This is a genomic window from Rhizobium cauense, assembly GCF_019511525.1.
In the GTDB taxonomy this organism is placed as follows: Bacteria; Pseudomonadota; Alphaproteobacteria; order Rhizobiales; family Rhizobiaceae; genus Rhizobium; species Rhizobium cauense.
The window spans coordinates 39,998-63,244 of sequence record NZ_JAEUAT010000011.1; the positions used below are offsets into that span (position 1 = coordinate 39,998).

Sequence of the window (23,247 nt, forward strand, 5' to 3'; positions counted from 1 at the left end):
CGCCCCCTTCAGCGCTGCATCGCCGTCTTCGGCAGCAGCCTCGCCTTCACCGTCAGCGGATTGATATAGGGTTCAAGGCCCTTCACCGTCGCCGTCAACGCACCGCGCATCTCTTGCACGGTGGCGATCCCGGCGTCGATCATCTTGCGCCGTGCCTCGTCGTTGGTAAGCAAGTAATGGACGCCCTTGGCAAGCATCTCTGTGTCGCGCACCATCCGGGCGCTGCCCCTGCGCGCCAGCTTCTGATAGGCTTCGCGGAAATTCTGCACGTTGCTACCTGACAGCACCGCGCAGCCAAGCATTGCCGGTTCCAGAGGATTTTGCCCTCCCTCGGCAAACAGCGAGCGCCCGACGAAGGCGACCTCGGTCAGGCGCAGGTAGAGGCCCATTTCACCGATCGTATCTCCGAGGAAGACATCGACATCCGGTGTGAGCATATCGCCGCGCGTGCGGCGGGCCACCTTGAGACCCAGCTTGACGAGCTCGGCCTCCACCTCATCGGCACGTTCGGGATGGCGCGGGACAATAATCGTCAGCTGCGCGTTTCGCTCCTTCAACGCACGATGGACGATACCTGCCGCCTTTTCCTCACCGTCGAAAGTGGAGATGGCCGCCCAGGTCTTGCGGTCGCCAAGCTGTTTCTTGTAGCCGGCGAAGACGGCAGCGTCGTAAGGCGGGACGTCGGTATCGACCTTCAGATTGCCCGACATCATGACGTGGCGCGCGCCGAGATCGCGAAAGCGCTCCGCGTCGACATCGGACTGCGCAATCACGAGCGCCAGGTTTTCAAACAGGGCTTCGGCAAGTGCGGGGCGCCGGCTCCAACGCTCGAAGGAACGGTCCGACATGCGGGCGTTGACGAGTATCTGCGGGATGCGACGCCGGCCAAGCTCCATCAGGGTCGCCGGCCAAATTTCGGACTCGGCGATCAGCGCGCAGTCCGGCTGCCAGTATTCGAGGAAGCGGCTGACGGCCGGTTTCAGGTCGAGCGGCACATACTGGTGGATCGCTTCATTGCCGAGACGCTCCGCGGCCAGCTTGGCGGAGGTCATCGTTCCGGTCGTCAGAATGACGTGGATATCGCGGCGGCGAATTTCGCGGATCAACGGAATGACCGCGTTGGTTTCACCAACGCTCGCCGCATGGAACCACACCAGGGGTCCGGCTGGACGATCGGCGCTGGCATAGCCCGAACGCTCCAGGCGGCGCGTGCGATCTTCCTTACCCTTGGCTGCCCGATAGGCCAGGTATCCGCCGACGCACGGGGTCAGCAACGTCCCCGCTGCCTGATAGGCGCCCAGCGCAAACCGCGCCATGCGACCACTCATCTGCCAATTCTCCGATCGCAAATGATCGACATCAACCCATTCCCTATTATTGTTGCGGCCAAATGGCCGATCAGTTTGTCCAGAATGCGTCAGGCAATCGGTCGGCGGCTATCGACACCAGTCGCCACCGTGGGAGGGTTACTGCGCAGACTTGTTTTCCGGATCCAGCAAGCGATGCATGTGGACGATGAAATAGCGCATGTGGGCGTTGTCGACGGTCGACTGAGCCTTGGCCTTCCAAGCTGTCAGGGCGCTGGCGTAGTCCGGATAAATGCCGACGATATCCAGGTCTTTCAAGTCCCGGAACTGAACGTCTTCCAGGCTTTCCAGTTCGCCGCCGAATACGAGATGCAGGAGCTGCTTTTTGCCGCTGGATTCAGTCATTTTCTTCTCTTTCTGCTCTGTTCTCCCCCACAGTGTCATCTGAGGGATTTTGACGGAAACGTCAACTGCCTCGTCGCTGAGCGATCCCTGATAGCAGATCGGCAAGCCGCGCTGGCGCGGCTGCGCAAAGCTCGCCATGGCTGATCTGCTCGCGATTATAAAGCGGCACGTTGCCCTGCAGATCCACCAGCCGGCCACCGGCGCATTGCAGTATCAGATCAGCGGCCGCGAGATCCCAATCGTGGGAGTTATGCTTGATGAAGGTTCCGTCAAGCCGGCCGTCTGCCACCATGGCGATGCGGTAAGCAAGAGACGGCACATGCCGGACACGTTCGATGCGATTTTTAAGCGCGTCCGGGAACGCCTTCAGCACGTCCTCGGCGATGGCAAAGCGTCCAGGTGTTTCGAGAGCTGTCGTCGAAACGACGATCGGCCGGCCATTCTTCAGGGCAGTGCCGCCTTCTGCAGCCTCGTAGAGTTCTTCGAGAGCGGGAGCGTAGAGGACGCCGGCGACAGGGCGCCCACGGCGCACAACCGCGACACTGACGCACCAGAGGTCCTGACCCGCCAGGAATGCCCGAGTGCCGTCGATCGGATCGATGATGAACAACGTGTCCTTCGACAGGCGCTCGGCGTCGTCGTCGGTTTCTTCGGAAAGCCAACCATAGTCCGGCCTAGCCGCGCGGAGAATGGATTCCAGCTTTTTGTTGGCCGCAAAATCGGCGGCGCTCACGGGCGATCGGCCCTCGTTCTTCCACCAGACCTCTGGCGATTGATTGAAGTAGCCGAGTGCGACGGTACCGGCCTGCCTGGCGGCATCGGCGATCAGCTCCAGATCGCTCCGCCAGAGGGCTGTGTCCACGTCAGTCATTTCGGCAATCCAATCCTTCAGCGCCCGGCGAGCGTCATTCCTTCGATCGCAAGCGTCGGAGCGGCGACACCGAACTTGCGGTCGATGTCGTTTGCAGGCGTCACCCGCATGAACATGTCCTTGAGGTTCGACGCGATCGTCACTTCCGATACGGCAAAGGTCAGTTCGCCGTTTTCGATCCAGAAGCCGGTCGCGCCGCGGCTATATTCACCGGTGATCATATTGACGCCCTGGCCGATCAATTCCGTAACGTAAAAACCGTTGCCGACGCTGCGGATCAATTCCTCCGGCGAGATGTCACCCGGCTCGAGAGCAAGGTTCGTCGCTGAGGGCGTCACCGAATTGCCGCCGCGCACGCCGCGGCCATTGGTTTCAAAGCCGATTTCACGGGCCGTCGACGTGGAGAGGAACCAATGATTGAGGACACCGTCCTCGATCATCAGCAACCGCTCACCCGATACGCCCTCGCCATCGAAGGGGCGCGACGACGGACCGCGGACGATGAGCGGATCGTCCGAGATCGAAAGCCCCGACTTCAGTACCTGCTGGCCCATCTTGTCGCGCAGGAAGCTCGTCTTGCGGGCAACAGAGGCGCCGTTGATTGCTCCGGCAATATGGCCAACAAAGCCGCGGGCGACGCGGGGATCAAAGACGACCGTGATGTCCTTGCCAGTGTCCACCTGACGCGGGTTGATGCGTTTGACCGTTCGCTCGCCTGCCCGACGGCCGATCTCCGCGGCATCATCCAACTCGCCGAAATAGATCCGGCTGTCGAAATCGTAATCGCGCTCCATGGCCGTGCCTTCGCCGGCAATGACGCTGACGGACCTACCAAAGCGCGAGGCCATGTAACTGCCTTCGAAGCCGTGGGAGGTGACGAGAACAAGGCCGCCCATGCCGGCCGAAGCCCCAGCACCGGACGAATTCGTGACGCCCTTGACCGCAAGTGCCGCGGCCTCCGCCTCGAGGGCTGCTTCGCGGAGTTGGTCGGACGAAACCTCTGTCGTATCGAGAAGCTCAAGGTCCGGGTAGGACTTTGCCAGCCTGTCCTCGTCCGCCAGGCAGGCGAACGGATCTTCCGGGGAAACCCTGGCCATCGCCACGGCGCGCTCGGCCAGAGCAGCAAGATCAAAGCCCGGATTGGCGGAGACGCTGGCAACGCGCTTGCCTACGAAGACGCGCAGAGAGAAATCATCGCTTTCCGACGATTCCGTGCCCTCGACCTTGCCGAGGCGCACGCTGACCGATTGCGAGCGGGAGCGAACGATCACCGCATCGGCGGCGTCGGCTCCAGCCTTCTTTGCCAGGTCGATCAGTTGGCTTGCGCGGGAAAGAAGCGTCGAGGAGTCGATTTCTGAGGACATGATTTGGCCTTTCCTTCGCGTTCCATTTATTGTGCACTACGAAAAGCATCAAGGCCGCGCGCGCCGATTCTTTTGCCCGTCGCTTGCATGCCTCCCCGCATTGAAAGAAAATCGCCTGATGTCAGAGCCCAATACCTTTTTCACCGAGACGATCCTTTTGCTCGGTGGCGCCGTGGTTTCGGCGCCTATCTTCAAGCGCCTCGGGCTCGGCACGGTGCTCGGCTATCTTGCCGCCGGCGTCGTCATCGGGCCGATCTTTCACGGATTGACGGATGGTGAAGAGATCCTTGGCGTTGCCGAACTCGGCGTCGTCTTCCTGCTGTTCATCATCGGGCTGGAGCTGAAGCCCACGCGCCTCTGGCAGATGCGGCGCGACATCTTCGGACTCGGGACCGCACAGGTGGTTGCGACAGGCCTTTTACTGACGCTCCTGACCTATCTCTCCGGCGTTCTCGACTGGCGAGGGAGCATTGTCGCGGGCTTCGGGCTGGCGCTCTCCTCCACCGCCTTTGCGATGCAGATTCTGGAGGACGAAGGCGACGTGAATACCCGCTACGGGCAACGTTCGTTCTCGATGCTGCTGTTTCAGGACCTCGCCATCGTGCCGCTGCTTGCCCTGATCAGCATCCTCGACGGAGGCAAGGGCAGTGGAACGCCCCTGCTGGACTTTGCGATTGCCATCGCGGCAGTCGCCGCGATGATCGTCATGGGACGCTATCTGCTCACGCCGCTCTTTCAGATCATCGCCCGCACCGGCGCCCGCGAGGCAATGATCGCGGCGGCTCTCTTCGTGGTGATGGGGGCGGCAAGCCTGATGCAGCTTGCCGGACTGTCGATGGCGATGGGCGCCTTCCTGTCAGGCGTTATGCTCGCCGAGTCCTCCTACCGCCATGAACTGGAGGCAGATATCGAGCCCTTCCGCGGCGTGTTGCTCGCTATCTTCTTCATAGCGGTCGGCCTTTCGATCCAGCTGGAAGTGCTCAGAGACAACGCGCTCTTCATCATCTTTGCCGTGCCTGTCGTCATGGCAACGAAGGCTCTCGTCATCTACATCCTCTGCCGCGCGACAGGTTCGAACCACAACGACGCCATTCGCATTGCATTCCTGCTACCGCAGGGCGGAGAATTCGGCTTCGTCCTTTTCTCCGCAGCCGGCGTTGCCGGTTTGATGCCAACGAGCACCGCCTCGCTTCTGATTGCGATCGTCACCCTTTCGATGGCACTCACACCGATCGGAACGATCCTTTCCAAGCGATTGCTGAAGGCCGACGAGGCGGAAGAACTGGATGAAGACTTCGAAGGTGCAGGTGCCGACGTACTGATGGTCGGTTTCTCGCGTTTCGGCCAAATCGCGGCCCAGATCCTTCTCGCCGGCGGGCGCGATGTGACCGTCATCGATTTTTCGGCTGATCGCATCCGCCAGGCTTCGTCCTTCGGCTTCCGCATCTATTTCGGCGACGGGGCACGCATGGATGTGCTCCGTGCCGCCGGCATCGATCGCGCGAAGATCGTCGTCGTGTGCACGCAGAAGCGGGAGACGACCGACAAGATCGTCGAGCTGGTGCAGGCCGAATATCCGCATGCCAAGCTCTTCGTACGCTCCTACGATCGCATCCATTCGATCGCGCTGCGCAATCTCAACGTCGACTACGAACTGCGTGAAACGCTGGAATCCGGCTTGCTCTTCGGCCGCCGCACGCTCGAGGCACTGGGTGTCGGTGAAGCTGAGGCTTACGAGATCGGCGAGGATATCCGCAAGCGCGATGAGGCGCGCCTCGTGCTTCAGGTCTCGGAGGGACTGCAGGCCGGCCGCGACATGCTGTTCTCTCAGCCGGTCAAACCTGAGCCGCTCATGAAGCCGAAGCGCACCGTGGACCTCGATGAGGACCCGCTGGCCGGCACGGCAGATGCGACAGCGGGCGCTTAGGGCCTTTCAGACATCCCCGGACGAGGCGCCCGGCCCGGAAACCTAGTGTCGGAGCCTCAACACAAACCGTCACGATACACCCTCCAGATATCGATGGGCAGTTTGCATCCACTCGTTGCCAACCCCGTTGATTTGAGGGAGTATCCGGCTCTGGCCCCTGAGGCCCGCGCAGTCTCGATGAGAGGACAATGCCATGCCTCAACGCTATCTTCTGGCCACCTTGGCCATCGTGCTCCTGGCCCTATCAGCGTGCTCGACCACCGGCTCGGGTGCAGGCAATACGACCTACGCCACCCCCGCGGGGATTGGCCCCGTTCGAGGCAGCGGAATTAACGGTTACTAATCGAATGCAGGTGCCGCCCCTTAAGAGGCGATCCGCGCCTCGATCTCGCGATCGAGGGCGTACTTCAGTTCGTCCTTGATGCCTGCTGACATCGACAGGACTTCACGCGCCTTGAGGAAATCCATCACGCCGATGCGCCCGACCGCCGGGCGCAGGAAGATATGCGGTGCCTGAAGCCGCAGCTTCAGGGAAATCGCCGTCTGCATCATCAGCTGGCCGGAGCCGAAGATGCTCTCCATCCGGTTTGGAATATGGGTGCCATCGCCCTCGGGCGCGCCGACGACATCGATGCCGATGACGATGTCGGCGTGGTCCATCAGGCATTCGTAAGGGACGGGATTGCTGATGCCGCCATCGATCATCACGCGCCCGTGCAACCGCACCGGCATGAAGACTGCCGGGATTGCCGAGGACGCCGCCAGCGCCGGGAACAGCGCGCCGTGACTCGTCAGTACCTCGCACTGGCCGTAATAATCGGTGGCCGTCACGGTCATCGGGATCGGCAGATCCTCGAAACGATCCGGCAGGTCGGCGGGCAGGAAGGCTTTCAGGATACGCTCGAGATTGAACTGGCCGATGCGTACGCCGTTTGCGACGGCATCGCGCACCGTCTGCGGACGCAGGCCCCAAAGGCGGCTGACGACCGCGGCCTTGTTGCCGACCGTCATCATCACATGCTCGCGGATGGCTTCGCCCGTCATTCCTGCCGCCATGCCGGCTCCCATGATCGAGCCGATCGACGACCCTGCAATCGCCACGGGGCGAATACCGAGCTCATCCAGCGTTTCGATGATGTGGATGTGAGACAGGCCGCGCGCGCCGCCACCGCCGAAGGCAACCGCGACGGTTGGTGTCGCCCGGCCGGAGGTGTCGCGGGGGGCAGGCAACTCGGTTTCGATCTTCTCTGCCTGCTGCACCGCTGCCCCCGATTTCCGCCGCCCTATTCGGGCTGATAGCGGAAGAAATGAACCTTGGTATCGCCGAATATCCGGCTTTCCAGGAAAAGATAGGAAGGGTCGACCGAAACGGCAACGTCAGCGCGTTCCTCAAGCACAGAGATTGCGCCCGGTTGCAACCAGCCGCCCTTGGCGGCAGCGGCCATCGCCTTTTCGCCAAGCCCCTTGCCATAGGGCGGGTCGGCAAACAGCATCTGGAAAGGCTCGAGGTTACCGACGCTGCCGAGATCGGTGGCGTCGCGCCTCAGGATGCGCGTCCTGCCATGCAGGCCGAGCGCATCGATGTTTTCCCAGAGCAGGCCCCTGCCCTCGACGCTGTTTTCGACGAACAGCGCGTGCCGACACCCGCGGGAGACGGCTTCGAGGCCAACCGCGCCGGTACCGGCAAAGAGGTCCAATATCCGGGTGCCATCGACGCATTCCGGATAGGCATGGCTTAGAATGTTGAACAGGCTCTCACGCGTCCGGTCGGCAGTCGGCCGGATGTCGTTTGACTTTGGTACGGCAAGCGGCCGTCCGCGAAACTCACCGCCGACGATCCGCACCGCGTCCTATTCCCTTTCCTTTTGGTCCACCCCGCGACGGTCCACCCGAAGGCTTGCCACCGCCGCCCGGCCTGTCGCCCTTCGGCTTGCTGGAGAAAGACTTGCCGCCACCGGGCTTGCCGCCGCCGAAGCTCTTGCCGCGCGGCTTGTCGCCAAATGACTTCCCGGCCGGACGCTCTGAACGAGCCTCGCCCGAAAAGCTCTTGGCACGAGGACGCTCGTCACCTTCGGCGCGCGGAGGACGATCCCCGCGTGGCTTGCCGCCGAACGGTCGGTCGCCACGTGGAGGACGGTCTCCGAATGAACGGTCGCCGCGAGGACGATCCCCGAACGAACGCGGACGCTCCTCGCCCTCTTCGCGTGGCTTGCGATCACCACGGGGGCGGTCCGAGAACGGACGGTCGCCGCGCGAAGGGCGATCGCCATGCGGTCTGTCGCCACGAGCGGGACGGTCACCGAACGAGCGTTCGCCGCGAGGGCGATCCCCGAACGAACGCGGACGCTCGTCGCCCTCTTCGCGTGGCTTGCGATCACCACGGGGGCGGTCGGAGAACGGACGGTCGCCGCGTGAAGGGCGATCCCCGAAGGAGCGCTCACCGCGAGCCGGGCGGTCCCCGAAGGAACGCTTGCGGCCGAAACCTTCGTCCCCTTCATCCTTGGGCTTGCGAACGATCTCGCTGGAACGGATCCACTCGCCCTCGTCATCGCGGGCGCGGTTGATCTGAACGCGTGGCCGGTCGTCACCGTGACGCTCCGGTTTCGCGGAAGCTGGGGCCTCGCCGCGCCTGCGGGCCGTCTTGGCGTTCTTCTCGGCCTTGGCGGCTGCCTTTTCGCCGAGAGGGCGAGCGCCGGGAGCCATCCAGACGTTGGCGTTGCGGCGGCTGCCTAGCGCCGGACGCTTCGGACGATCATCGTCATTGCGGCCACCCTCGCGGCGGTCGTCACGGCGATCATCGCGGCGGTCATCACGCTTGGTGTCGAGGCGGCTCAGCGCACGCTCGCGCTTGTCCTCAGGCTTGTGGGGGCGCTCACGGCGCTCCGGCTTTGCCTCTACCTCTTCGTCGGCGGCAACGGCCGGCGAGTTGTAGATCGGCGCGTCGAAATTGGCCTTCGCATCCTCGATCAGGCGTGGGCCGAGCTGGTCGCGCAAGGTGCGTCCACGCACTTCGACCACGTCACGCTCAGGCAGGTCGCCGAGCTGGAAGGGGCCGTAGGAGATGCGGATCAGACGATTGACGTCGAGACCGAGCGCGCCGAGCACGTTCTTGATTTCGCGGTTCTTGCCTTCGCGAAGGCCCATGGTGAGCCAGACGTTCGAGCCCTGCGTGCGATCCAGCGTCGCCTCGATCGAGCCGTAGAGAACGCCCTCGACGGCAATCCCGTCCTTGAGCTTGTCGAGCGCGTCCTGATCAATCTCGCCATGGGCGCGCACGCGGTAGCGGCGCAGCCAGCCTGTGGTCGGCAGTTCCAGCGCGCGGGCAAGGCCCCCGTCGTTGGTCAAAAGCAGCAGGCCTTCGGTGTTGATGTCGAGGCGGCCGATCGACATGACGCGCGGCAGATCATCCGGCAGGTTGTCGAAAACGGTCGGGCGACCTTCCGGATCGGCGTTCGTGGTCACGAGGCCGGCCGGCTTGTGATAGAGCCAGAGCCTGGTTCGCTCGATGCCGCGGATCGGAACACCATCGACTTCGATCTTGTCCGTGAGCGTCACGTTGACGACGGGGGTTTCCAAGATCTTGCCGTTGAGCTTGACGCGGCCGTCCATGATCATGCGCTCGATATCGCGGCGCGAGGCAACGCCGGCGCGTGCCATCACCTTCGAGATACGCTCGGCCTTGCCATCGCTCTCGGCGACGTCGCTTGCCTCGGCCTTGGCGAGCGGCTTTGCCGGCTTCTCGCCGGATTTCGGGCCGGCATTGCGCGGGGATGGCTTGCCGCCTGGCCGTTTTGGCTTGTCTTTGAATGTCATTTGTTGTTTGCCTGCCTTTTGGGGCCTTCCTATCAGGTCGCGCCCCTGCGGTTAAGTGGAAATTGTCGGATCGTGAAGACAAATCAATTTATGGAGTTGGCGCTCGAGCAGGCCCGCGCAGCCGGAGAACGGGGCGAAGTGCCGATCGGAGCGGTCCTTGTGCTTGACGGCAGCGTGATCGCAGCGTCCGGCAACCGCACACGCGAGCTCAACGATGTCACCGCCCACGCCGAAATTGCCGTCATTCGAATGGCTTGCGAGGAACTCGGCCAGGAGCGGCTGACGGGCGCCGACCTCTATGTGACGCTGGAGCCCTGTACGATGTGCGCGACCGCCATTTCCTTCGCGCGCATTCGCAGACTGTACTACGGTGCGGAAGACCCGAAGGGCGGCGCCGTCGACAACGGCGTGCGCTTCTATGCACAGCCAACCTGCCATCACGCGCCCGAGGTGTATTCCGGTTTACAGGAGACGACATCCGCGGATATCCTGCGGGCGTTCTTTGCGCAGAAACGGGACGTGCCATGACATTGCTTGCCGGCGAATTCACTTTCATGATCGCCGTCGCAATCTATGGCTACTACAGGATTGCGCCCGACAGTGGCGCTATTCCGATGCAATGGTCACTTTCGGGAAGCGTGAACTGGTCAGCACCGCGGCTGGTCGCGTTTGCCTTCATACCAGTCCTTGCACTTGCGGCGACGCTGCTTGTCGCATCGAGCGCGATCATCGATCCATGGAGCCTCGGCCTGGTCGGCGGGATCCTTCTTGCCTGCCAGATTCTTCACATTGTGCTGGTTGACCGGTGGTCAAAAGCAAAGCGGGGCTGACTGCCCCGCTGAAGACCTACTGAAGGAGGTTCCACCACTGCTTGCCTGAACCGGCGATTGCAGCTTCCTTCTTTTTCTTCTTCGCCTTCTTCAGCTCCGGTTCGCCGACATCGTCCAGCTTCGTGGGGTCGTCGACCTGACGATATTCGGTCGGCGGATCCGAGATGTAACGACGATCGGTATAGGTGCCCTTCTGGGCGGCGCGGGCCTCGCGATACGCCTTGGTCTGGGCTTCCGTCGTCTGCCGGCCGCCTTCAACCTTGTCGCTTGCGAGCGGCGAGCGGTAATTCGGGTTATCGCTGTTCTCGTCGGCTTCCTTGACCAAGCGCGCGCGGGTCTCTTCCGGGGATTCGATCCACTGCGGATTTTCCTTGCTGGCAATGCTCTGCTGCGGCTCGACAAGGGCCTCCTTGGAGGCCGCAGACGGCAGAACCAGGCCTGGACGCGCGCTGTACTTGACGCCCTTGTTCTTCGGTCCGTCGCCGGTGATGGAAACGGACTGGCCGATATCGTCGGTCAACTGCTCCATGGCGGTCTTGTCCGTACCGTAGCGGGGGCTTCCCATGCAGCCGGTGATCATCGAGCCGCCTGCCACAGCAACTGTCAGGCAGACGCCCGCACGGAACCAACGCGTTGATAACATGAAAACCCTTCCAGCCATGCCGGTGCAATCGTCGCCCTACCGGACATTCGTCCCCCTGACGCAAAAATCCGGCCATTTTCAGGCAGCTTTTACCGGATGAACCACAATTAGGCAATTCACCCGGCAATATTCTTCAGTTTTGCACCGCTAGTTCGCGCAATGCGGCCGCATCGCGGGCTGAGACATCGGGATACTCGGAGTCCGAGCCAACGTCCGTCGTGATCCGCCAGGAGCGAGCGCATTTCGTGCCCTCGGCCAGTTTCGGCTCGACGCTGACACCGGGCACCTCCGGCAGGCGGAAAGCATCGGCCGGCCCTTCCGTGCCGTCGATGACGATGCCGGACGTGATGCAGATCTCTTCGAAGTCCTGACCGTCCAATGCCTTCAGAAGCTCCACATCGGCGACGTGCACGACAGGTGCAGCCTCCAGCGAGGAACCGATCCGCTTGTCCTTGCGCTCGATTTCGAGAGCGCCTGTCACAACCGTGCGAACGGCGCGGATCTTCTTCCACTTCTCAGCCAGAGCCTCGTTCTTCCATTCCGCCGGAACGGTCGGGAACTGCTCGAGGTGAACCGAAACGGCCGAAGGATTGCGCGACAGCCAAGCCTCTTCCGTCGTGAACGGCAGCATCGGCGCCAGCCATGTCACCATGCACTCGAAGATATTGCGGATGACATGAAGGGCCGAACGACGGCGCAGGCTCGACGGCGCATCGCAGTAGAGTGCATCCTTGCGGACGTCGAAGTAGAAGGCCGAGAGTTCGACGTTCGCAAAGTCGATGAGCGCGCGGGCGATCTTCTTGAACTCGAATGCGTCGTAGCCTTCGCGAACCAGTTGATCGAGTTCCGCCAGGCGGTGCAGCATCAGCCTTTCCAGCTCCGGCAACTCGGCAAGCGCGATGACCTCGCCCTTGTCGTGCGCCAGCGTGCCCAGCATCCAGCGGATGGTATTGCGCAGCTTGCGATAGGCGTCGACGTTCGTCTGGATGATCGTCTTGCCGAGGCGCTGGTCTTCCCAATAGTCCGTGGTCATGACCCACAAACGCAGGATGTCGGCGCCGGCGTCCTTCATGACGTCCTGCGGGGAGACGACGTTGCCCTTCGACTTAGACATCTTCTCGCCCTTCTCATCCATGGTGAAGCCATGGGTGATAACGGCGTTGTAAGGCGCGCGACCGCGGGTGGCAGCCGATTCCAAGAGCGAGGAATGGAACCAGCCGCGATGCTGGTCCGACCCTTCCAGATAGACATCAGCCGGCCACTTCAGATCAGGGCGATCTTCCAGCGTAAAGGTATGCGTCGAGCCCGAGTCGAACCAGACGTCGAGGATATCCATGACCTGCGCCCACTTGGCCGGGTCATGCTCGTTGCCGAGGAAGCGCTCCTTGGCGCCTTCGGCGAACCAGGCATCGGCACCCTCGGCATCGAAGGCATCGAGGATGCGCTGGTTGACGGCATCGTCCTTCAGCACTTCGCCGTGCTCGTCTACGAAGACGCAGATCGGCACGCCCCAGGCGCGCTGGCGCGAGAGGACCCAATCCGGGCGCTGCTCGATCATGGCGCGCAGGCGGTTCTGGCCGGCAGCCGGCACGAAGCGGGTGTCATCGATCGCCTTGAGGGCGCGGGAACGCAGCGTCGTGCCGTCGGCAAGGTCCTTGTCCATGTAGACGAACCATTGCGGCGTGTTGCGGAAGATGACCGGCTTCTTCGAGCGCCAGGAATGCGGGTAGGAATGCTTCAGGCGACCGCGCGCGAAGAGCATACCGACCGCGATCAACGCCTTGATGACCGCGTCATTGGCATCACCCTTCTTGCCGTGGTCGTCGATGACGCGCGCAGCGCCGCCATCGCGGTCCGGGCCGAAGCCGGGGGCGTCAGCGGTGTAGAAGCCGCCGTCATCGACCGGGAACGGGATCTTGGTGTCGACGCCGCGGGCTTCGAGCTCGCGGGTGTGATCCATCCAGACGTCAAAGTCCTCGCGACCATGGCTCGGCGCGGTATGCACGAAGCCGGTGCCGGCGTCGTCGGTAACATGGTCACCGGCGAGCAGCGGCACGGGGAATTCGTAGCCGCCGCCGAGGCCCTTCAGCGGATGGGCGGTGGTGAGGCCAGCCAGGACGCCAGCCGGAACATCGGCCAGACGACGGAACTGCAGCTTGGCTTTGGCAAAGCTTTCCTCAGCCAGCTTGTCGGCAAAGATCAGCTTCTCGCCGGGACGCGGACCGAAGTCGTTCTCGGCGGCTGTCACTTCGTAGAGGCCGTAGGCGACCTTCGGAGAATAGGCGATCGCGCGGTTGCCCGGGATGGTCCAGGGAGTCGTGGTCCAGATGACGACCGCGGCGCCCGCGAGTGCGTCCGCACCCTTGGCGACCGGGAACTTTACCCAGATCATGTCGCTGTCGACGTCTGCGTACTCGACTTCTGCTTCGGCCAGCGCCGTACGCTCGACGACCGACCACATGACCGGCTTGGAGCCACGATAGAGCTGGCCCGACTTGGCGATCTTCAGGAGTTCGCCGGCGATGCGGCTCTCCGCGTGGAAGTTCATCGTCAGATAGGGGTTCTCGAAATCGCCGATGATGCCGAGGCGCTGGAACTCGCTGCCCTGGATGCCGATCCACTTTTCGGCATAGGCGCGGCATTCGCGACGGAACTCGATCATTGCCGCCGGTTCGGAAAGGTCAGGCTTAGCCTTGCCCTTGGAGCGATAATTCTCTTCCTCGATCTTCCATTCGATCGGAAGGCCGTGGCAGTCCCAGCCGGGAACATAGTTGGAGTCATAGCCGCGCATCTGGAACGAGCGGGTGATGACGTCCTTGAGGATCTTGTTCAGCGCGTGGCCGATGTGGATGTTGCCGTTCGCATAGGGAGGGCCGTCGTGAAGCACGAATTTTTCGCGGCCGGCGGCGGAAGCACGCAGCTTCTTGTAGAGATCCATCTGCTGCCAGCGGGCAACGGTTTCCGGCTCCTTCTGCGGCAGGCCGGCGCGCATCGGGAAGTCGGTTTCCGGCAGATAGAGGGTCTTCGAGTAATCGATCTTTTCGGCTGTATCGGTCATGTCTAGCAATCGTCTCTAGGCGCCACGGGAGCGGGCGCAACGGGCTTGAAAAATTGGTGACGGAGGCGCTCGTCGTCCAAGCGCCAAAAACCCGGACCTTCCGGCCGCTTAGCGCGCGCGGAAGGCCGGGCCGATAATTCGTATCGTGATCGCCAGCCGGAACTTGTTCATCGCGCCGGTTCATAGGCGCTTTTGCCGGGAAAAGGAAGAGGCATTTCATGCCGTCATGCCGCGGACGCCTTCATCGTTGACGTCATTGCGAGCGGCTTCGGAGAGCGAAGGAGGCCTTACTCCTGGCGATCGGCGAAGCAAATCTTTCGGTCGAGCTCGCGAAGCGGTTGCACACCTGCAAGCAACGCCCTCGCCTCCTCCTTGTCGCGGTTCATTTGCTCCACAAGCGGATCCAGACCGTTGAATTTCAATTCGGGGCGCAGGTAACCGAAGAAGGAAACGGAGCAGATCTGTCCGTAAAGGTCGCCGCTGAAATCGAAAACGAACGTCTCCAGCAGCGGTGCACCGTTGTCCGTGACCGTGGGACGGCGACCGTAGCTGGCGACCCCGTCGTGCAGCGTGCCATCCGCCATTCTAAAGCGAACGGCATAAATGCCGGCCTTGAGGTCGACCTCCGGAGGCAATTGCATATTCGCGGTCGGGAAACCGAGCTGCCGTCCAAGCTTTTCGCCGCCGATCACTTCCGCTTCGACGGTGTAGTGATAGCCGAGCATCGCCGCCGCCTCGCTGACATTGCCGTCTTTCAGCAGCGCGCGAACCTGGCTCGAGGACACGACGTCGGCGTTTTCGTCACGAAACGCATCGATCAGGGTCACGCCGAAGCCGTATTTGTGGCCAGCGTCCATCAGGAAGGCGGGGCCACCTTCACGGCCACGGCCGAAGTGAAAGTTGAACCCCGTCACGACCTCGGAAGCACCGAGCCAATCCTTGAGGATCGAATGGATGAAATCGTCCGCCGAGCGCTGCGAAAACTCCAGGTCGAACGGGTACTCGATAACAGCGTTAAAGCCGATCGCCTCGAGGATGCGGGCCTTGAGCGGTGCGGGCGTGAGACGGAAGACTGGCTCATCCGGGCGGAACACGGTGCGGGGATGCGGTTCGAACGTCAGAACCAGCGCCGGTATGCCGCGCTGCCTCGATATGTCCAGCGCCCGGTTCAGCACCGACTGGTGGCCGCGATGCACACCGTCGAAATTGCCGATGGCAATGACTCCCCCGCGCAGGTGGGCGGGCAAAGGTTCTCGAGTTTCGTTGCGGTGAAAAACGGTCATCGGCTGGCTTTTCTCATGCGGGCTCTTATGCGAGGCGAGGCATCCACCACTTCGGCGTCGCTCTTTCGCGCTCCAGATAGGCCGTGAGGAGCGCCTCGTCGGTCTCGCCGTTGAGCGTGTATTCCTTCGCGTGGATGCCGCCGCTGATATAGAGGAGATCGAGGCCGTAATCGAGAGCGCCGCGAACATCGGTCGGCATGCCGTCCCCGATTGCCAGCACACGGCTCAGCGGGAAATCGCCGTGGGCCTCGCGGGCAACGGCGAGGACAGCATCATAAATCGGCTTGTGCGGCTTGCCGGCAATGCGGGTCTGACCGCCAAGCTGGTTGTAGTAAGCCGCCATCGCGCCGGCGCAGGGAATGATCTTGTGACCGCGCTCGACCACAAGATCAGGATTTGCGCAGATCATCGGCACACCCCGCGCCTGAAATTCCCTGAGCATCGCCGTATAGTCTTCGGGCGTCTCGGTCTCGTCATCGAAAAAGCCCGTGCAGACGACCGAGTTAGCGTCCCGGGCATCCACGCGGTCCACGCCAAGACCCTCGATAAGGGCCGCGTCACGATCGGGGCCGAGTAGGAACACTTTCTTCGGACCTTCGGCAATGAGACCTCGCGTTACGTCGCCCGATGTGACGATGCGGTCGTAGGCGCCATCCTGAATGCCGATCTGGCGAAGCTGTGCCACGACCTGTGGGGCGATCCGCGGTGAATTGGTGATGAGAACGACCGTCAGGCCTCCCTTGCGCGCAGCTTCCAGCGCTGCAGCCGCCTTGGGAAAGGGATCGACGCCATTGTGCACGACACCCCAGACATCGCAGAACACCGCATCATACTGGCTGGTGATTTCCGCAAAGTTCTCGATCCGCTTCGCCATTCCGATTTCCCGATTTCGTTAAGTCATCGGTGACATCGCAAAGGCATGTCGGGATGGCAAGGCATTTCCAGTGAGCACTGCAAAAAACCTCGAAGCTGACCACTGGAAGCTTCTGTCGTTCCGAGTGCCGCACGGCAGCAGACAATGCTGTTTCAATCCTTGCTCGGAGACTTTATCAAAGGCAACTCGCTGACCGCCTGCCGGCGGCGTGCAGGGTGACCGCGCGACTTCCAGACAAAAATGACGTGGTCGTTCTTGACTCCCCGATGGGCCACTCCTAAATGCTGCCTCGCTAGCACTCGCCAATGAGGAGTGCTAACACCCATCCGTGCGGGCCGCTCTCGGCCTGCTGATGTCATTTGATCGAGGGATTAGACAATGGCAACCACCAATTTCCGCCCCCTTCACGATCGCGTCGTTGTTCGCCGCGTTGAGTCCGAAGAAAAGACCAAGGGCGGCATCATCATTCCAGACACCGCCAAGGAAAAGCCGCAGGAAGGCGAAATCGTCGCCGTCGGTTCCGGCGCTCGTGACGAGTCCGGCAAGGTCGTCGCTCTCGACGTCAAGGCTGGTGACCGCGTTCTGTTCGGCAAGTGGTCTGGCACCGAAGTCAAGATCAACGGCGAAGACCTTCTGATCATGAAGGAAGCCGACATCATGGGCATCATCGGCTAATCAGCCGTTTTTCCCTTTCCGATTTTAGCTACGGGCCCAAAGCCCGGACAACTCGAATTCAGGAGTTTCAATCATGGCAGCTAAAGAAATCAAGTTCGGCCGCACTGCGCGCGAAAAGATGCTGCGTGGCGTCGACATTCTCGCTGACGCAGTGAAGGTAACGCTCGGCCCGAAGGGTCGTAACGTCATCATCGACAAGTCCTTCGGCGCTCCGCGCATCACCAAGGACGGCGTATCGGTCGCCAAGGAAATCGAACTTGAAGACAAGTTCGAAAACATGGGCGCCCAGATGGTCCGCGAAGTTGCTTCGAAGACCAACGACATCGCCGGCGACGGCACGACGACCGCAACGGTTCTCGCTCAGTCGATCGTTCGCGAAGGCGCCAAGGCAGTTGCTGCCGGCATGAACCCGATGGACCTGAAGCGCGGTATCGACCTCGCTGTTGCTGAAGTCGTCAAGGATCTCCAGGCCAAGGCCAAGAAGATCAACACCTCGGAAGAAGTTGCCCAGGTCGGCACGATCTCCGCAAACGGCGAAAAGCAGATCGGTCTCGACATTGCTGAAGCAATGCAGAAGGTCGGCAACGAAGGCGTTATCACCGTCGAAGAAGCCAAGACCGCTGAAACCGAACTCGAAGTCGTCGAAGGCATGCAGTTCGACCGCGGCTACCTCAGCCCGTACTTCGTCACCAACCCGGAAAAGATGGTTGCTGACCTCGAAGACGCCTTCATTCTCCTCCACGAGAAGAAGCTCTCGAACCTCCAGGCTATGCTCCCGGTTCTCGAAGCTGTCGTTCAGACCGGCAAGCCACTCCTCATCATCGCTGAAGACGTCGAAGGCGAAGCTCTTGCTACGCTCGTCGTCAACAAGCTGCGCGGCGGCCTGAAGATTGCTGCTGTCAAGGCTCCTGGCTTCGGCGATCGCCGCAAGGCCATGCTCGAAGACATCGCTATCCTCACGGGCGGCACTGTCATCTCCGAAGACCTCGGCATCAAGCTCGAGTCGGTTACCCTCGACATGCTTGGCCGCGCCAAGAAGGTTTCGATCTCCAAGGAAAACACGACGATCGTCGACGGTTCGGGCGCAAAGTCCGACATCGAAGGCCGCGTTGCTCAGATCAAGGCTCAGATCGAAGAAACCACCTCCGACTACGACCGCGAAAAGCTGCAGGAGCGTCTCGCTAAGCTCGCTGGCGGCGTTGCCGTCATCCGCGTCGGCGGCTCGACGGAAGTCGAAGTGAAGGAAAAGAAGGACCGTATCGACGACGCCCTCAACGCGACGCGCGCTGCTGTTCAGGAAGGCATCGTACCGGGCGGCGGCGTTGCCCTGCTGCGTTCCTCGGCCAAGATCTCTGTCAAGGGCGAGAACGACGACCAGGAAGCCGGCATCAACATCGTTCGCCGCGCTCTGCAGGCTCCTGCCCGCCAGATCGCCGAGAACGCTGGTGACGAAGCTTCGATCGTTGTTGGCAAGATCCTCGAGAAGGGTCAGGACAACTTCGGTTACAACGCCCAGACCGGCGAATACGGCGACATGATCGCCATGGGCATCGTCGACCCGGTCAAGGTCGTTCGCACGGCTCTGCAGGACGCAGCTTCGGTTGCTTCGCTGCTGATCACCACCGAAGCCATGATCGCCGAGCTGCCGAAGAAGGACGCTCCGGCTGGCATGCCGGGCGGAATGGGCGGAATGGGCGGCATGGACATGATGTGATAGGCGAAAGCCTATCGCTGAAGCGTCCATAAGCTTCACCGATCTATCTCCGGTTTTCCCGGAGTATGAAGGGCGGTCTTCGGACCGCCCTTTTTGGTTTCGACGTGTGATTCGTCGCTGAAAGGAATTCCTAGCGCTTCAGCTTCCGGCTGAAACGTTTAATCACATTCTTGAGTGCAGCTCACGTTCGCCGAAGCTTTCGCAAGGCTTGCGGTGCGACGTTTTTTCTTCCCTAAGCTGATTTCCCAGGGCGGTGCAATTTCGCGCATGTTTCACTCGCTGGACTGCGATGAAACCGTTTACATCAAGGAAATTCGTGGGTTTTTTGTCACTTTGACGTGGCGAAGGGCTTAGCGGCGCGGATTTTCCACTCCCGGTGGAAATAGGAAGCATGCAAAAAGCCGATTGCCGTTTGCATAAAAGTGCCTATAAATCCGCGCTACACTTGGTGTGCGCCTATCAGCCAATGGTCGTGACCCTATTGCGATTGAAGCTGCGAGAGCGCGAGCCCGAGTTCGGGAAAACCCCTCCCGCGATACATCAGAAGTTGTGTAACGTGCCGAGAAAGTGGAAGCGGCCTCCCGCCAGGGAATCGGCAATTCCAAACCCCATTTCCCGGTCGCCCGCGCATGAAGCGCGGTGCAGCATGAACCTGCTCATTTTTGCCGGACGTGCCGCGGGGGAAGCTGCACCTAAGCTGGGGAAAAATTTGTTCAAAATCGCGAAAAGCAACGCCGCGGCACCGCTCATGCCGGGCTCGCTGGATCTCAGCAACCATGATCCTGAAATGCTGGCGCAGTTTTCCATTTCGGAGACGTGGGTCGGCGATCTTTCCAGCGGCTTGATCCGCCTCAAGGAATGGAGCGCCATGCTGCACGGGCTGCTGGCGCGCGAATGCGGCCTTCTAAGCCTTATGCGCTGCTACGATCCGAAGGATCACGACCACATCCTGGAACTCTTCGAGCAGGCTGCGACGCTGTCGTCATCCTTCTGTTTCTCGACCACGATCATGATGCCGAATGGCTTTCGTCAGCCATTGTTCTGCATGGGAGAGTCGAACGGTCAGGACGACACCCACAATGGTAGCATGCTCGGCGTTTTCGTCTTTCCTCGGTTCAAGACGACGGTCGGCAGCGAGTTCGCGCGGCGCCAATGATACCCTCCGCGCGCAAAAAGCCGGCCCCTGAGGGGTCGGCTTTTGTCGTTGCTCTGTTTCGGCTTATGCCGGGCGCGCCGGGATGTTGAATCCCTTTTCCGATGCCGGCCTGGCGATGCAGCGGTCGAGCCAGTCCACGACCGCCGGAAAGCTCTTGTAGTCAAGCACTTCTCGGCCGCCGTAGAAAATGTCGGCGCCGCGCAGCCATGGGAAGGTGGCGATATCAGCGATGGTATAGAGATCGCCCATGATCCACTGTCGGCCCTGCAGCCGCGCTTCCAGGACGCTCAACAACCGCTTGGATTCATCGCGGTAACGCTCCATCGGGTAGGAGTTGTTGGCGACCTTGTCGGCCGCGAACTTGTAGAAGTGTCCAAACTGCCCAAACATCGGTCCGATGCCAGCCATCTGGAAGAAGACCCACTGGATCGTCTCGTAACGACCGGCTGCGTCTGATGGAATGAGCTTGCCTGTTTTCTCGGCGAGATAGAGCAGGATCGCACCGGATTCGAAAATGCCGATCGGCTTTCCATCCGGGCCGTTGGGGTCGATGATCGCTGGAATACGGCCATTCGGATTGAGCGACACGAATTCCGGAGACTTTTGATCGTTGGTGCCGAACGAAACCAGATGCGGCTCATAGGGCAAGCCAAGCTCTTCGAGCGCGATTGATATCTTCACGCCGTTGGGGGTCGGAAGCGAGTAAAGCTGAATAACGTCGGGGTTCGCAGCTGGCCAGCGCGTCGTGATCGGGAAAGCGGAAAGATCTGCCATCGGGGTCTCCATCTTGGGCGGCCGACCATAAAAGAGGGGCATTGCCGATGGCAAGCCGCCATTGCCATCGAATGGTCGTTCAATAAAAGAGAACAAAGCGTCCGCTTCCGTCTATCTTTCCACAACGGCAAAAAAAGGCGACAAAACGGCATCCGAGGTTGAAACAGTGCCGGGGGCACAAAGACCTCAAACGTCATTCACAAACGGAGACTTTGTCCCATGTCGAATACCAATAACGCCATCATTCTTGTCGCTCGTATTCTCCTCTCCTTCATGTTCATCTATGCCGGCTTCGGCAAGCTGACCGACCCGGCTGGCACTGCCGGCATGATCGCCGGCGCTGGCCTTCCGGCTTCCAGTGCGCTTGCCTATCTTGCAGGTGCCTTTGAATTCGTAACCGGCCTTGCCGTCCTCCTCGGTTACCAGACCAAGATCGTCGGCTGGCTGCTCGCCGCGTTCTGTGCATTCACTGCCATTGTCTTCCACCTGCCGACCGTCAACGTTCCGGACTTCCCGGCTGCTGCTCTCGGCTGGATCAACGCCCTGAACCAGATCATGGTCATGAAGAACTTCACGCTGGCTGGCGCTTACATCTTCCTCGCCATCGTCGGCCCCGGCCTCTACTCGCTTGACGCACGTCGCGGCGCCTACGCAGCCGCCTAAGCAATCAGGTATCCTCCCAAGCATGAAAAACCCGCCGTCACCTGACGGCGGGTTTTTTTATGCATCGTTGGCGATGTCAGAGTGCTGAACGAACGGCGTCGATCAGGCGCTGAACGGTTGCGTCGTCCGCGTGGCTTTCCTTGCGCGCCCGGACGAAGCAAGCCTCGGAGCGAAGGATGACGCCGTCGGACAGGACCTTCAGGTTGTTCGCGCGAAGGGTCGAGCCGGTGGAGGTGATATCGACAATGATATCGGCCGAGCCGGACGCAGGCGCCCCTTCGGTCGCCCCCAGGCTCTCGACGATGCGGTAGAGCTGGATACCGTGCTGGCTGGAGAAGAACTGCTGCGTCAGCCGCCAGTATTTGGTGGCGATCGCCAGACGGCGGCCGTGGCGGGCGCGAAAGTCGGACGCGACGTCGCCGAGATCGGCCATGGTGTCGACATCGAGCCATATTTCGGGAACGGCAACCACGACATCGGCGTGGCCGAACCCGAGACGCGCGCAGAACTCCACGCGCTTGTCCGCTTCCGCCAGACCCTCGCGAATGAGGTCTTCGCCTGTGACGCCGAAGTCGACCGTGCCGTTGCCTAGCTCGCGGGAAATTTCGGACGCGGAAAGGAAGGCAACCTCGACGTCATCCCAGCCTTCGACGCGCCCACGATAGGAGCGATCATTGCCGACGGCAGTGATCCTGATGCCGGCGCGTTCGAAGATCGCCGAGGCATCATCTTTCATGCGGCCCTTGGAGGGCAGTGCGATGGTAATCGTCATCAGGCAGCCCTCTCGGTCTCGATACGATCCAGCCAGAGCGAGAAGCCGACGGCGGGGATGCGTTCCCTGGCTCCAAGGAAAGTCATCAACCGGTCGAAACGGCCGCCACCGGCGAGAACTGCCGATGTGCCCTGGACGGCGATCTCGAAAACCAGACCGGTGTAGTAATCCAGCGGACGTCCGAAGGCTGCGCGGTAGTCGATCAGGGCGAGATCGACGCCTGCATTCGCCAAAGCGGCCACGCGGCCGTCGAAACGCGCAAGCGCGTTACCGAGTTTGAGGCCAGCAGCATCGGCAAAACCGGCCAGCGCTGCCGATGCATTGATGAGCGGCGCGTTCAGCGACAGGAACTCTTCCAGCACGCGGAAGGCCGCATCATCGAGGCGCGTTTCGGAGAGGATCAGCTTCTCCTTCAAGCGCCGCGCGATTTCCTGCGGCGAGCGGCTTGCATTCGTTGAATAGCCCGTCGCCTGCATCGTCGCGTCGATGTGCGCGACCAGCGCCGCTTCGTCGCCGGCGGCAATCAGATGAGCGATCTCGTCACTGAGCCCCGTCACAAACTGGGGGCTGATAAGGCTCGCCAGCAGTGCCTCAAGCTGGCCCATGTTGCCGAACGCGTGGATCAGCCGCTTCTGCCAGCCAAGCGGCAGGCCAAGCGCCTGGACGACCGCCTCGAACACAGCCTGATCGCCGAGCGTCACCGCAAGGCGCTTGCCGGGGACGACACGCTGCAGAACGCCAATTGCATCGCCGATCGCCCGCGCATCGGCCGCGGCGATGTTGATGTCGCCAAGATCTTCGATACCGGCCTGATAGAACTCGTTGCCGCCCTCGCGCCGCTGACGGAAAACTTCGCCGAGATAGGAATAGCGCTTCGGTGTGCCGGTCGCGCTCTCGATATGGCGCAGACAGACGGGGATCGTGAACTCGGGCCGAAGGCAAAGGCTGGCGCCCGTCTCGCTCTCTGTCATGAAGATACGCCGGCGAAGATCCTCACCGGCGATATCGAGAAACGGTTCGGCCGGCTGGATGACGGGCGTGTCCACCCGCTCCGTCTTTCGCGCCGCAAACTCTGAGAGGAGTTCGCCGGAGAAGTCCGGCAGGTTGATCAGGGCCAT

General features: G+C 61.6%; 22 protein-coding genes. 8 read left to right on the forward strand and 14 right to left on the reverse strand.

The genetic code is table 11. The features are described 5' to 3' along the window. Nucleotides 1-8 precede the first annotated feature (8 nt). The 4 genes from waaA to JNB88_RS20325 form a co-directional block, all read right to left on the reverse strand. A complete protein-coding gene (gene waaA, locus JNB88_RS20310) occupies nt 9-1,328 on the reverse strand; it encodes a lipid IV(A) 3-deoxy-D-manno-octulosonic acid transferase (protein WP_220357007.1) in 1,320 nt (439 codons plus the stop codon). Nucleotides 1,329-1,466: 138 nt separating this feature from the next. Next, on the reverse strand, nt 1,467-1,712 hold the full coding sequence (locus tag JNB88_RS20315) for a DUF4170 domain-containing protein (RefSeq protein ID WP_037139538.1): 246 nt from the start codon (nt 1,710-1,712) through the stop codon (nt 1,467-1,469). Between the two features lie 61 nt (nt 1,713-1,773). Then, nucleotides 1,774-2,583, reverse strand: coding sequence for a 3'(2'),5'-bisphosphate nucleotidase CysQ (locus JNB88_RS20320; RefSeq protein ID WP_220357008.1), 810 nt, complete (start codon nt 2,581-2,583; stop codon nt 1,774-1,776). A gap of 17 nt (nt 2,584-2,600) precedes the next feature. After that, the gene (locus JNB88_RS20325; protein WP_220357009.1) at nt 2,601-3,947 is read right to left on the reverse strand and encodes a TldD/PmbA family protein; all 1,347 of its coding nucleotides are present in this window, start codon (nt 3,945-3,947) and stop codon (nt 2,601-2,603) included. A 118-nt stretch (nt 3,948-4,065) separates the two neighbouring features. On the opposite strand from JNB88_RS20325, the gene JNB88_RS20330 reads away from it, so the two are divergent. Together JNB88_RS20330 and JNB88_RS20335 are read left to right on the forward strand one after the other, a co-directional pair. Then, the gene (locus JNB88_RS20330) at nt 4,066-5,874 is read left to right on the forward strand and encodes a monovalent cation:proton antiporter-2 (CPA2) family protein (RefSeq protein ID WP_220357010.1); all 1,809 of its coding nucleotides are present in this window, start codon (nt 4,066-4,068) and stop codon (nt 5,872-5,874) included. 193 nt (nt 5,875-6,067) lie between these two features. Then, nucleotides 6,068-6,217: a hypothetical protein gene (locus tag JNB88_RS20335; RefSeq protein WP_220357011.1), complete on the forward strand. Its 150-nt coding sequence runs from the start codon at nt 6,068-6,070 to the stop codon at nt 6,215-6,217. 20 nt (nt 6,218-6,237) lie between these two features. On the opposite strand, the gene JNB88_RS20340 is transcribed toward JNB88_RS20335, so the two are convergent. Genes JNB88_RS20340 through JNB88_RS20350 form a run of 3 tightly spaced genes read right to left on the reverse strand, consistent with a single transcriptional unit; the run spans nt 6,238 to nt 9,687 of the window. Next, the gene (locus tag JNB88_RS20340) at nt 6,238-7,134 is read right to left on the reverse strand and encodes a patatin-like phospholipase family protein (RefSeq protein WP_220357012.1); all 897 of its coding nucleotides are present in this window, start codon (nt 7,132-7,134) and stop codon (nt 6,238-6,240) included. 23 nt (nt 7,135-7,157) lie between these two features. Continuing rightward, entirely contained in the window at nt 7,158-7,718 is a 561-nt protein-coding gene (gene rsmD / locus JNB88_RS20345) for a 16S rRNA (guanine(966)-N(2))-methyltransferase RsmD (protein WP_037139529.1), read from the reverse strand. Next, nucleotides 7,699-9,687: a pseudouridine synthase gene (locus JNB88_RS20350; protein WP_220357013.1), complete on the reverse strand. Its 1,989-nt coding sequence runs from the start codon at nt 9,685-9,687 to the stop codon at nt 7,699-7,701. The genes rsmD and JNB88_RS20350 overlap by 20 nt, the downstream gene beginning before the upstream one ends. Before the next feature lie 90 nt (nt 9,688-9,777). Here JNB88_RS20350 and JNB88_RS20355 point away from each other — a divergent pair, with 90 nt between their 5' ends. Beyond that, on the forward strand, nt 9,778-10,215 hold the full coding sequence (locus tag JNB88_RS20355) for a nucleoside deaminase (protein WP_220357117.1): 438 nt from the start codon (nt 9,778-9,780) through the stop codon (nt 10,213-10,215). Continuing rightward, entirely contained in the window at nt 10,212-10,517 is a 306-nt protein-coding gene (locus tag JNB88_RS20360; RefSeq protein ID WP_220357014.1) for a hypothetical protein, read from the forward strand. The genes JNB88_RS20355 and JNB88_RS20360 overlap by 4 nt, the downstream gene beginning before the upstream one ends. A gap of 16 nt (nt 10,518-10,533) precedes the next feature. On the opposite strand, the gene JNB88_RS20365 is transcribed toward JNB88_RS20360, so the two are convergent. From JNB88_RS20365 to JNB88_RS20380, 4 genes are all read right to left on the reverse strand, one after another. Further along, on the reverse strand, nt 10,534-11,160 hold the full coding sequence (locus JNB88_RS20365) for a hypothetical protein (protein WP_037139521.1): 627 nt from the start codon (nt 11,158-11,160) through the stop codon (nt 10,534-10,536). A gap of 133 nt (nt 11,161-11,293) precedes the next feature. Continuing rightward, entirely contained in the window at nt 11,294-14,218 is a 2,925-nt protein-coding gene (gene ileS, locus JNB88_RS20370) for an isoleucine--tRNA ligase (RefSeq protein WP_220357015.1), read from the reverse strand. A gap of 287 nt (nt 14,219-14,505) precedes the next feature. Then, nucleotides 14,506-15,501, reverse strand: a complete 996-nt coding sequence (locus JNB88_RS20375; protein WP_220357016.1) for a bifunctional riboflavin kinase/FAD synthetase — start codon at nt 15,499-15,501, stop codon at nt 14,506-14,508. 25 nt (nt 15,502-15,526) lie between these two features. Continuing rightward, nucleotides 15,527-16,375 (reverse strand): TIGR01459 family HAD-type hydrolase, encoded by an 849-nt coding sequence (locus JNB88_RS20380; protein ID WP_220357017.1) that lies wholly within the window; start codon nt 16,373-16,375, stop codon nt 15,527-15,529. Nucleotides 16,376-16,753: 378 nt separating this feature from the next. On the opposite strand from JNB88_RS20380, the gene groES reads away from it, so the two are divergent. From groES to JNB88_RS20395, 3 genes are all read left to right on the forward strand, one after another. Next, complete coding sequence (gene groES, locus JNB88_RS20385) at nt 16,754-17,050, forward strand: co-chaperone GroES (RefSeq protein WP_007530391.1); 297 nt, start codon at nt 16,754-16,756, stop codon at nt 17,048-17,050. A gap of 73 nt (nt 17,051-17,123) precedes the next feature. Beyond that, entirely contained in the window at nt 17,124-18,764 is a 1,641-nt protein-coding gene (gene groL / locus JNB88_RS20390) for a chaperonin GroEL (RefSeq protein WP_037139509.1), read from the forward strand. A 709-nt stretch (nt 18,765-19,473) separates the two neighbouring features. Next, a complete protein-coding gene (locus JNB88_RS20395; RefSeq protein ID WP_220357118.1) occupies nt 19,474-19,920 on the forward strand; it encodes a hypothetical protein in 447 nt (148 codons plus the stop codon). A 63-nt stretch (nt 19,921-19,983) separates the two neighbouring features. On the opposite strand, the gene JNB88_RS20400 is transcribed toward JNB88_RS20395, so the two are convergent. Next, nucleotides 19,984-20,694, reverse strand: a complete 711-nt coding sequence (locus JNB88_RS20400) for a glutathione binding-like protein (protein ID WP_220357018.1) — start codon at nt 20,692-20,694, stop codon at nt 19,984-19,986. A 219-nt stretch (nt 20,695-20,913) separates the two neighbouring features. Between JNB88_RS20400 and JNB88_RS20405 the strand changes: the two genes are divergently transcribed. Further along, the gene (locus JNB88_RS20405) at nt 20,914-21,357 is read left to right on the forward strand and encodes a DoxX family protein (protein ID WP_037139503.1); all 444 of its coding nucleotides are present in this window, start codon (nt 20,914-20,916) and stop codon (nt 21,355-21,357) included. 76 nt (nt 21,358-21,433) lie between these two features. On the opposite strand, the gene hisG is transcribed toward JNB88_RS20405, so the two are convergent. Then, on the reverse strand, nt 21,434-22,129 hold the full coding sequence (hisG, locus tag JNB88_RS20410) for an ATP phosphoribosyltransferase (RefSeq protein ID WP_220357019.1): 696 nt from the start codon (nt 22,127-22,129) through the stop codon (nt 21,434-21,436). Then, nucleotides 22,129-23,247: an ATP phosphoribosyltransferase regulatory subunit gene (locus tag JNB88_RS20415; RefSeq protein ID WP_220357020.1), complete on the reverse strand. Its 1,119-nt coding sequence runs from the start codon at nt 23,245-23,247 to the stop codon at nt 22,129-22,131. Before JNB88_RS20415 ends, hisG begins: the two co-directional genes overlap by 1 nt.

What these genes read in the sequence shown, in the direction of transcription:
- waaA (WP_220357007.1), bottom strand. Translation starts at nt 1,328, where the DNA reads ATGAGTGGTCGCATGGCGCGGTTTGCGCTGGGCGCCTATCAGGCAGCG.
- JNB88_RS20315 (WP_037139538.1), bottom strand. Translation starts at nt 1,712, where the DNA reads ATGACTGAATCCAGCGGCAAAAAGCAGCTCCTGCATCTCGTATTCGGC.
- JNB88_RS20320 (WP_220357008.1), bottom strand. Translation starts at nt 2,583, where the DNA reads ATGACTGACGTGGACACAGCCCTCTGGCGGAGCGATCTGGAGCTGATC.
- JNB88_RS20325 (WP_220357009.1), bottom strand. Translation starts at nt 3,947, where the DNA reads ATGTCCTCAGAAATCGACTCCTCGACGCTTCTTTCCCGCGCAAGCCAA.
- JNB88_RS20330 (WP_220357010.1), top strand. Translation starts at nt 4,066, where the DNA reads ATGTCAGAGCCCAATACCTTTTTCACCGAGACGATCCTTTTGCTCGGT.
- JNB88_RS20335 (WP_220357011.1), top strand. Translation starts at nt 6,068, where the DNA reads ATGCCTCAACGCTATCTTCTGGCCACCTTGGCCATCGTGCTCCTGGCC.
- JNB88_RS20350 (WP_220357013.1), bottom strand. Translation starts at nt 9,687, where the DNA reads ATGACATTCAAAGACAAGCCAAAACGGCCAGGCGGCAAGCCATCCCCG.
- JNB88_RS20355 (WP_220357117.1), top strand. Translation starts at nt 9,778, where the DNA reads ATGGAGTTGGCGCTCGAGCAGGCCCGCGCAGCCGGAGAACGGGGCGAA.
- JNB88_RS20360 (WP_220357014.1), top strand. Translation starts at nt 10,212, where the DNA reads ATGACATTGCTTGCCGGCGAATTCACTTTCATGATCGCCGTCGCAATC.
- JNB88_RS20365 (WP_037139521.1), bottom strand. Translation starts at nt 11,160, where the DNA reads ATGTTATCAACGCGTTGGTTCCGTGCGGGCGTCTGCCTGACAGTTGCT.
- ileS (WP_220357015.1), bottom strand. Translation starts at nt 14,218, where the DNA reads ATGACCGATACAGCCGAAAAGATCGATTACTCGAAGACCCTCTATCTG.
- JNB88_RS20375 (WP_220357016.1), bottom strand. Translation starts at nt 15,501, where the DNA reads ATGACCGTTTTTCACCGCAACGAAACTCGAGAACCTTTGCCCGCCCAC.
- JNB88_RS20380 (WP_220357017.1), bottom strand. Translation starts at nt 16,375, where the DNA reads ATGGCGAAGCGGATCGAGAACTTTGCGGAAATCACCAGCCAGTATGAT.
- groES (WP_007530391.1), top strand. Translation starts at nt 16,754, where the DNA reads ATGGCAACCACCAATTTCCGCCCCCTTCACGATCGCGTCGTTGTTCGC.
- groL (WP_037139509.1), top strand. Translation starts at nt 17,124, where the DNA reads ATGGCAGCTAAAGAAATCAAGTTCGGCCGCACTGCGCGCGAAAAGATG.
- JNB88_RS20400 (WP_220357018.1), bottom strand. Translation starts at nt 20,694, where the DNA reads ATGGCAGATCTTTCCGCTTTCCCGATCACGACGCGCTGGCCAGCTGCG.
- JNB88_RS20405 (WP_037139503.1), top strand. Translation starts at nt 20,914, where the DNA reads ATGTCGAATACCAATAACGCCATCATTCTTGTCGCTCGTATTCTCCTC.
- hisG (WP_220357019.1), bottom strand. Translation starts at nt 22,129, where the DNA reads ATGACGATTACCATCGCACTGCCCTCCAAGGGCCGCATGAAAGATGAT.
- JNB88_RS20415 (WP_220357020.1), bottom strand. Translation starts at nt 23,247, where the DNA reads ATGGCCCTGATCAACCTGCCGGACTTCTCCGGCGAACTCCTCTCAGAG.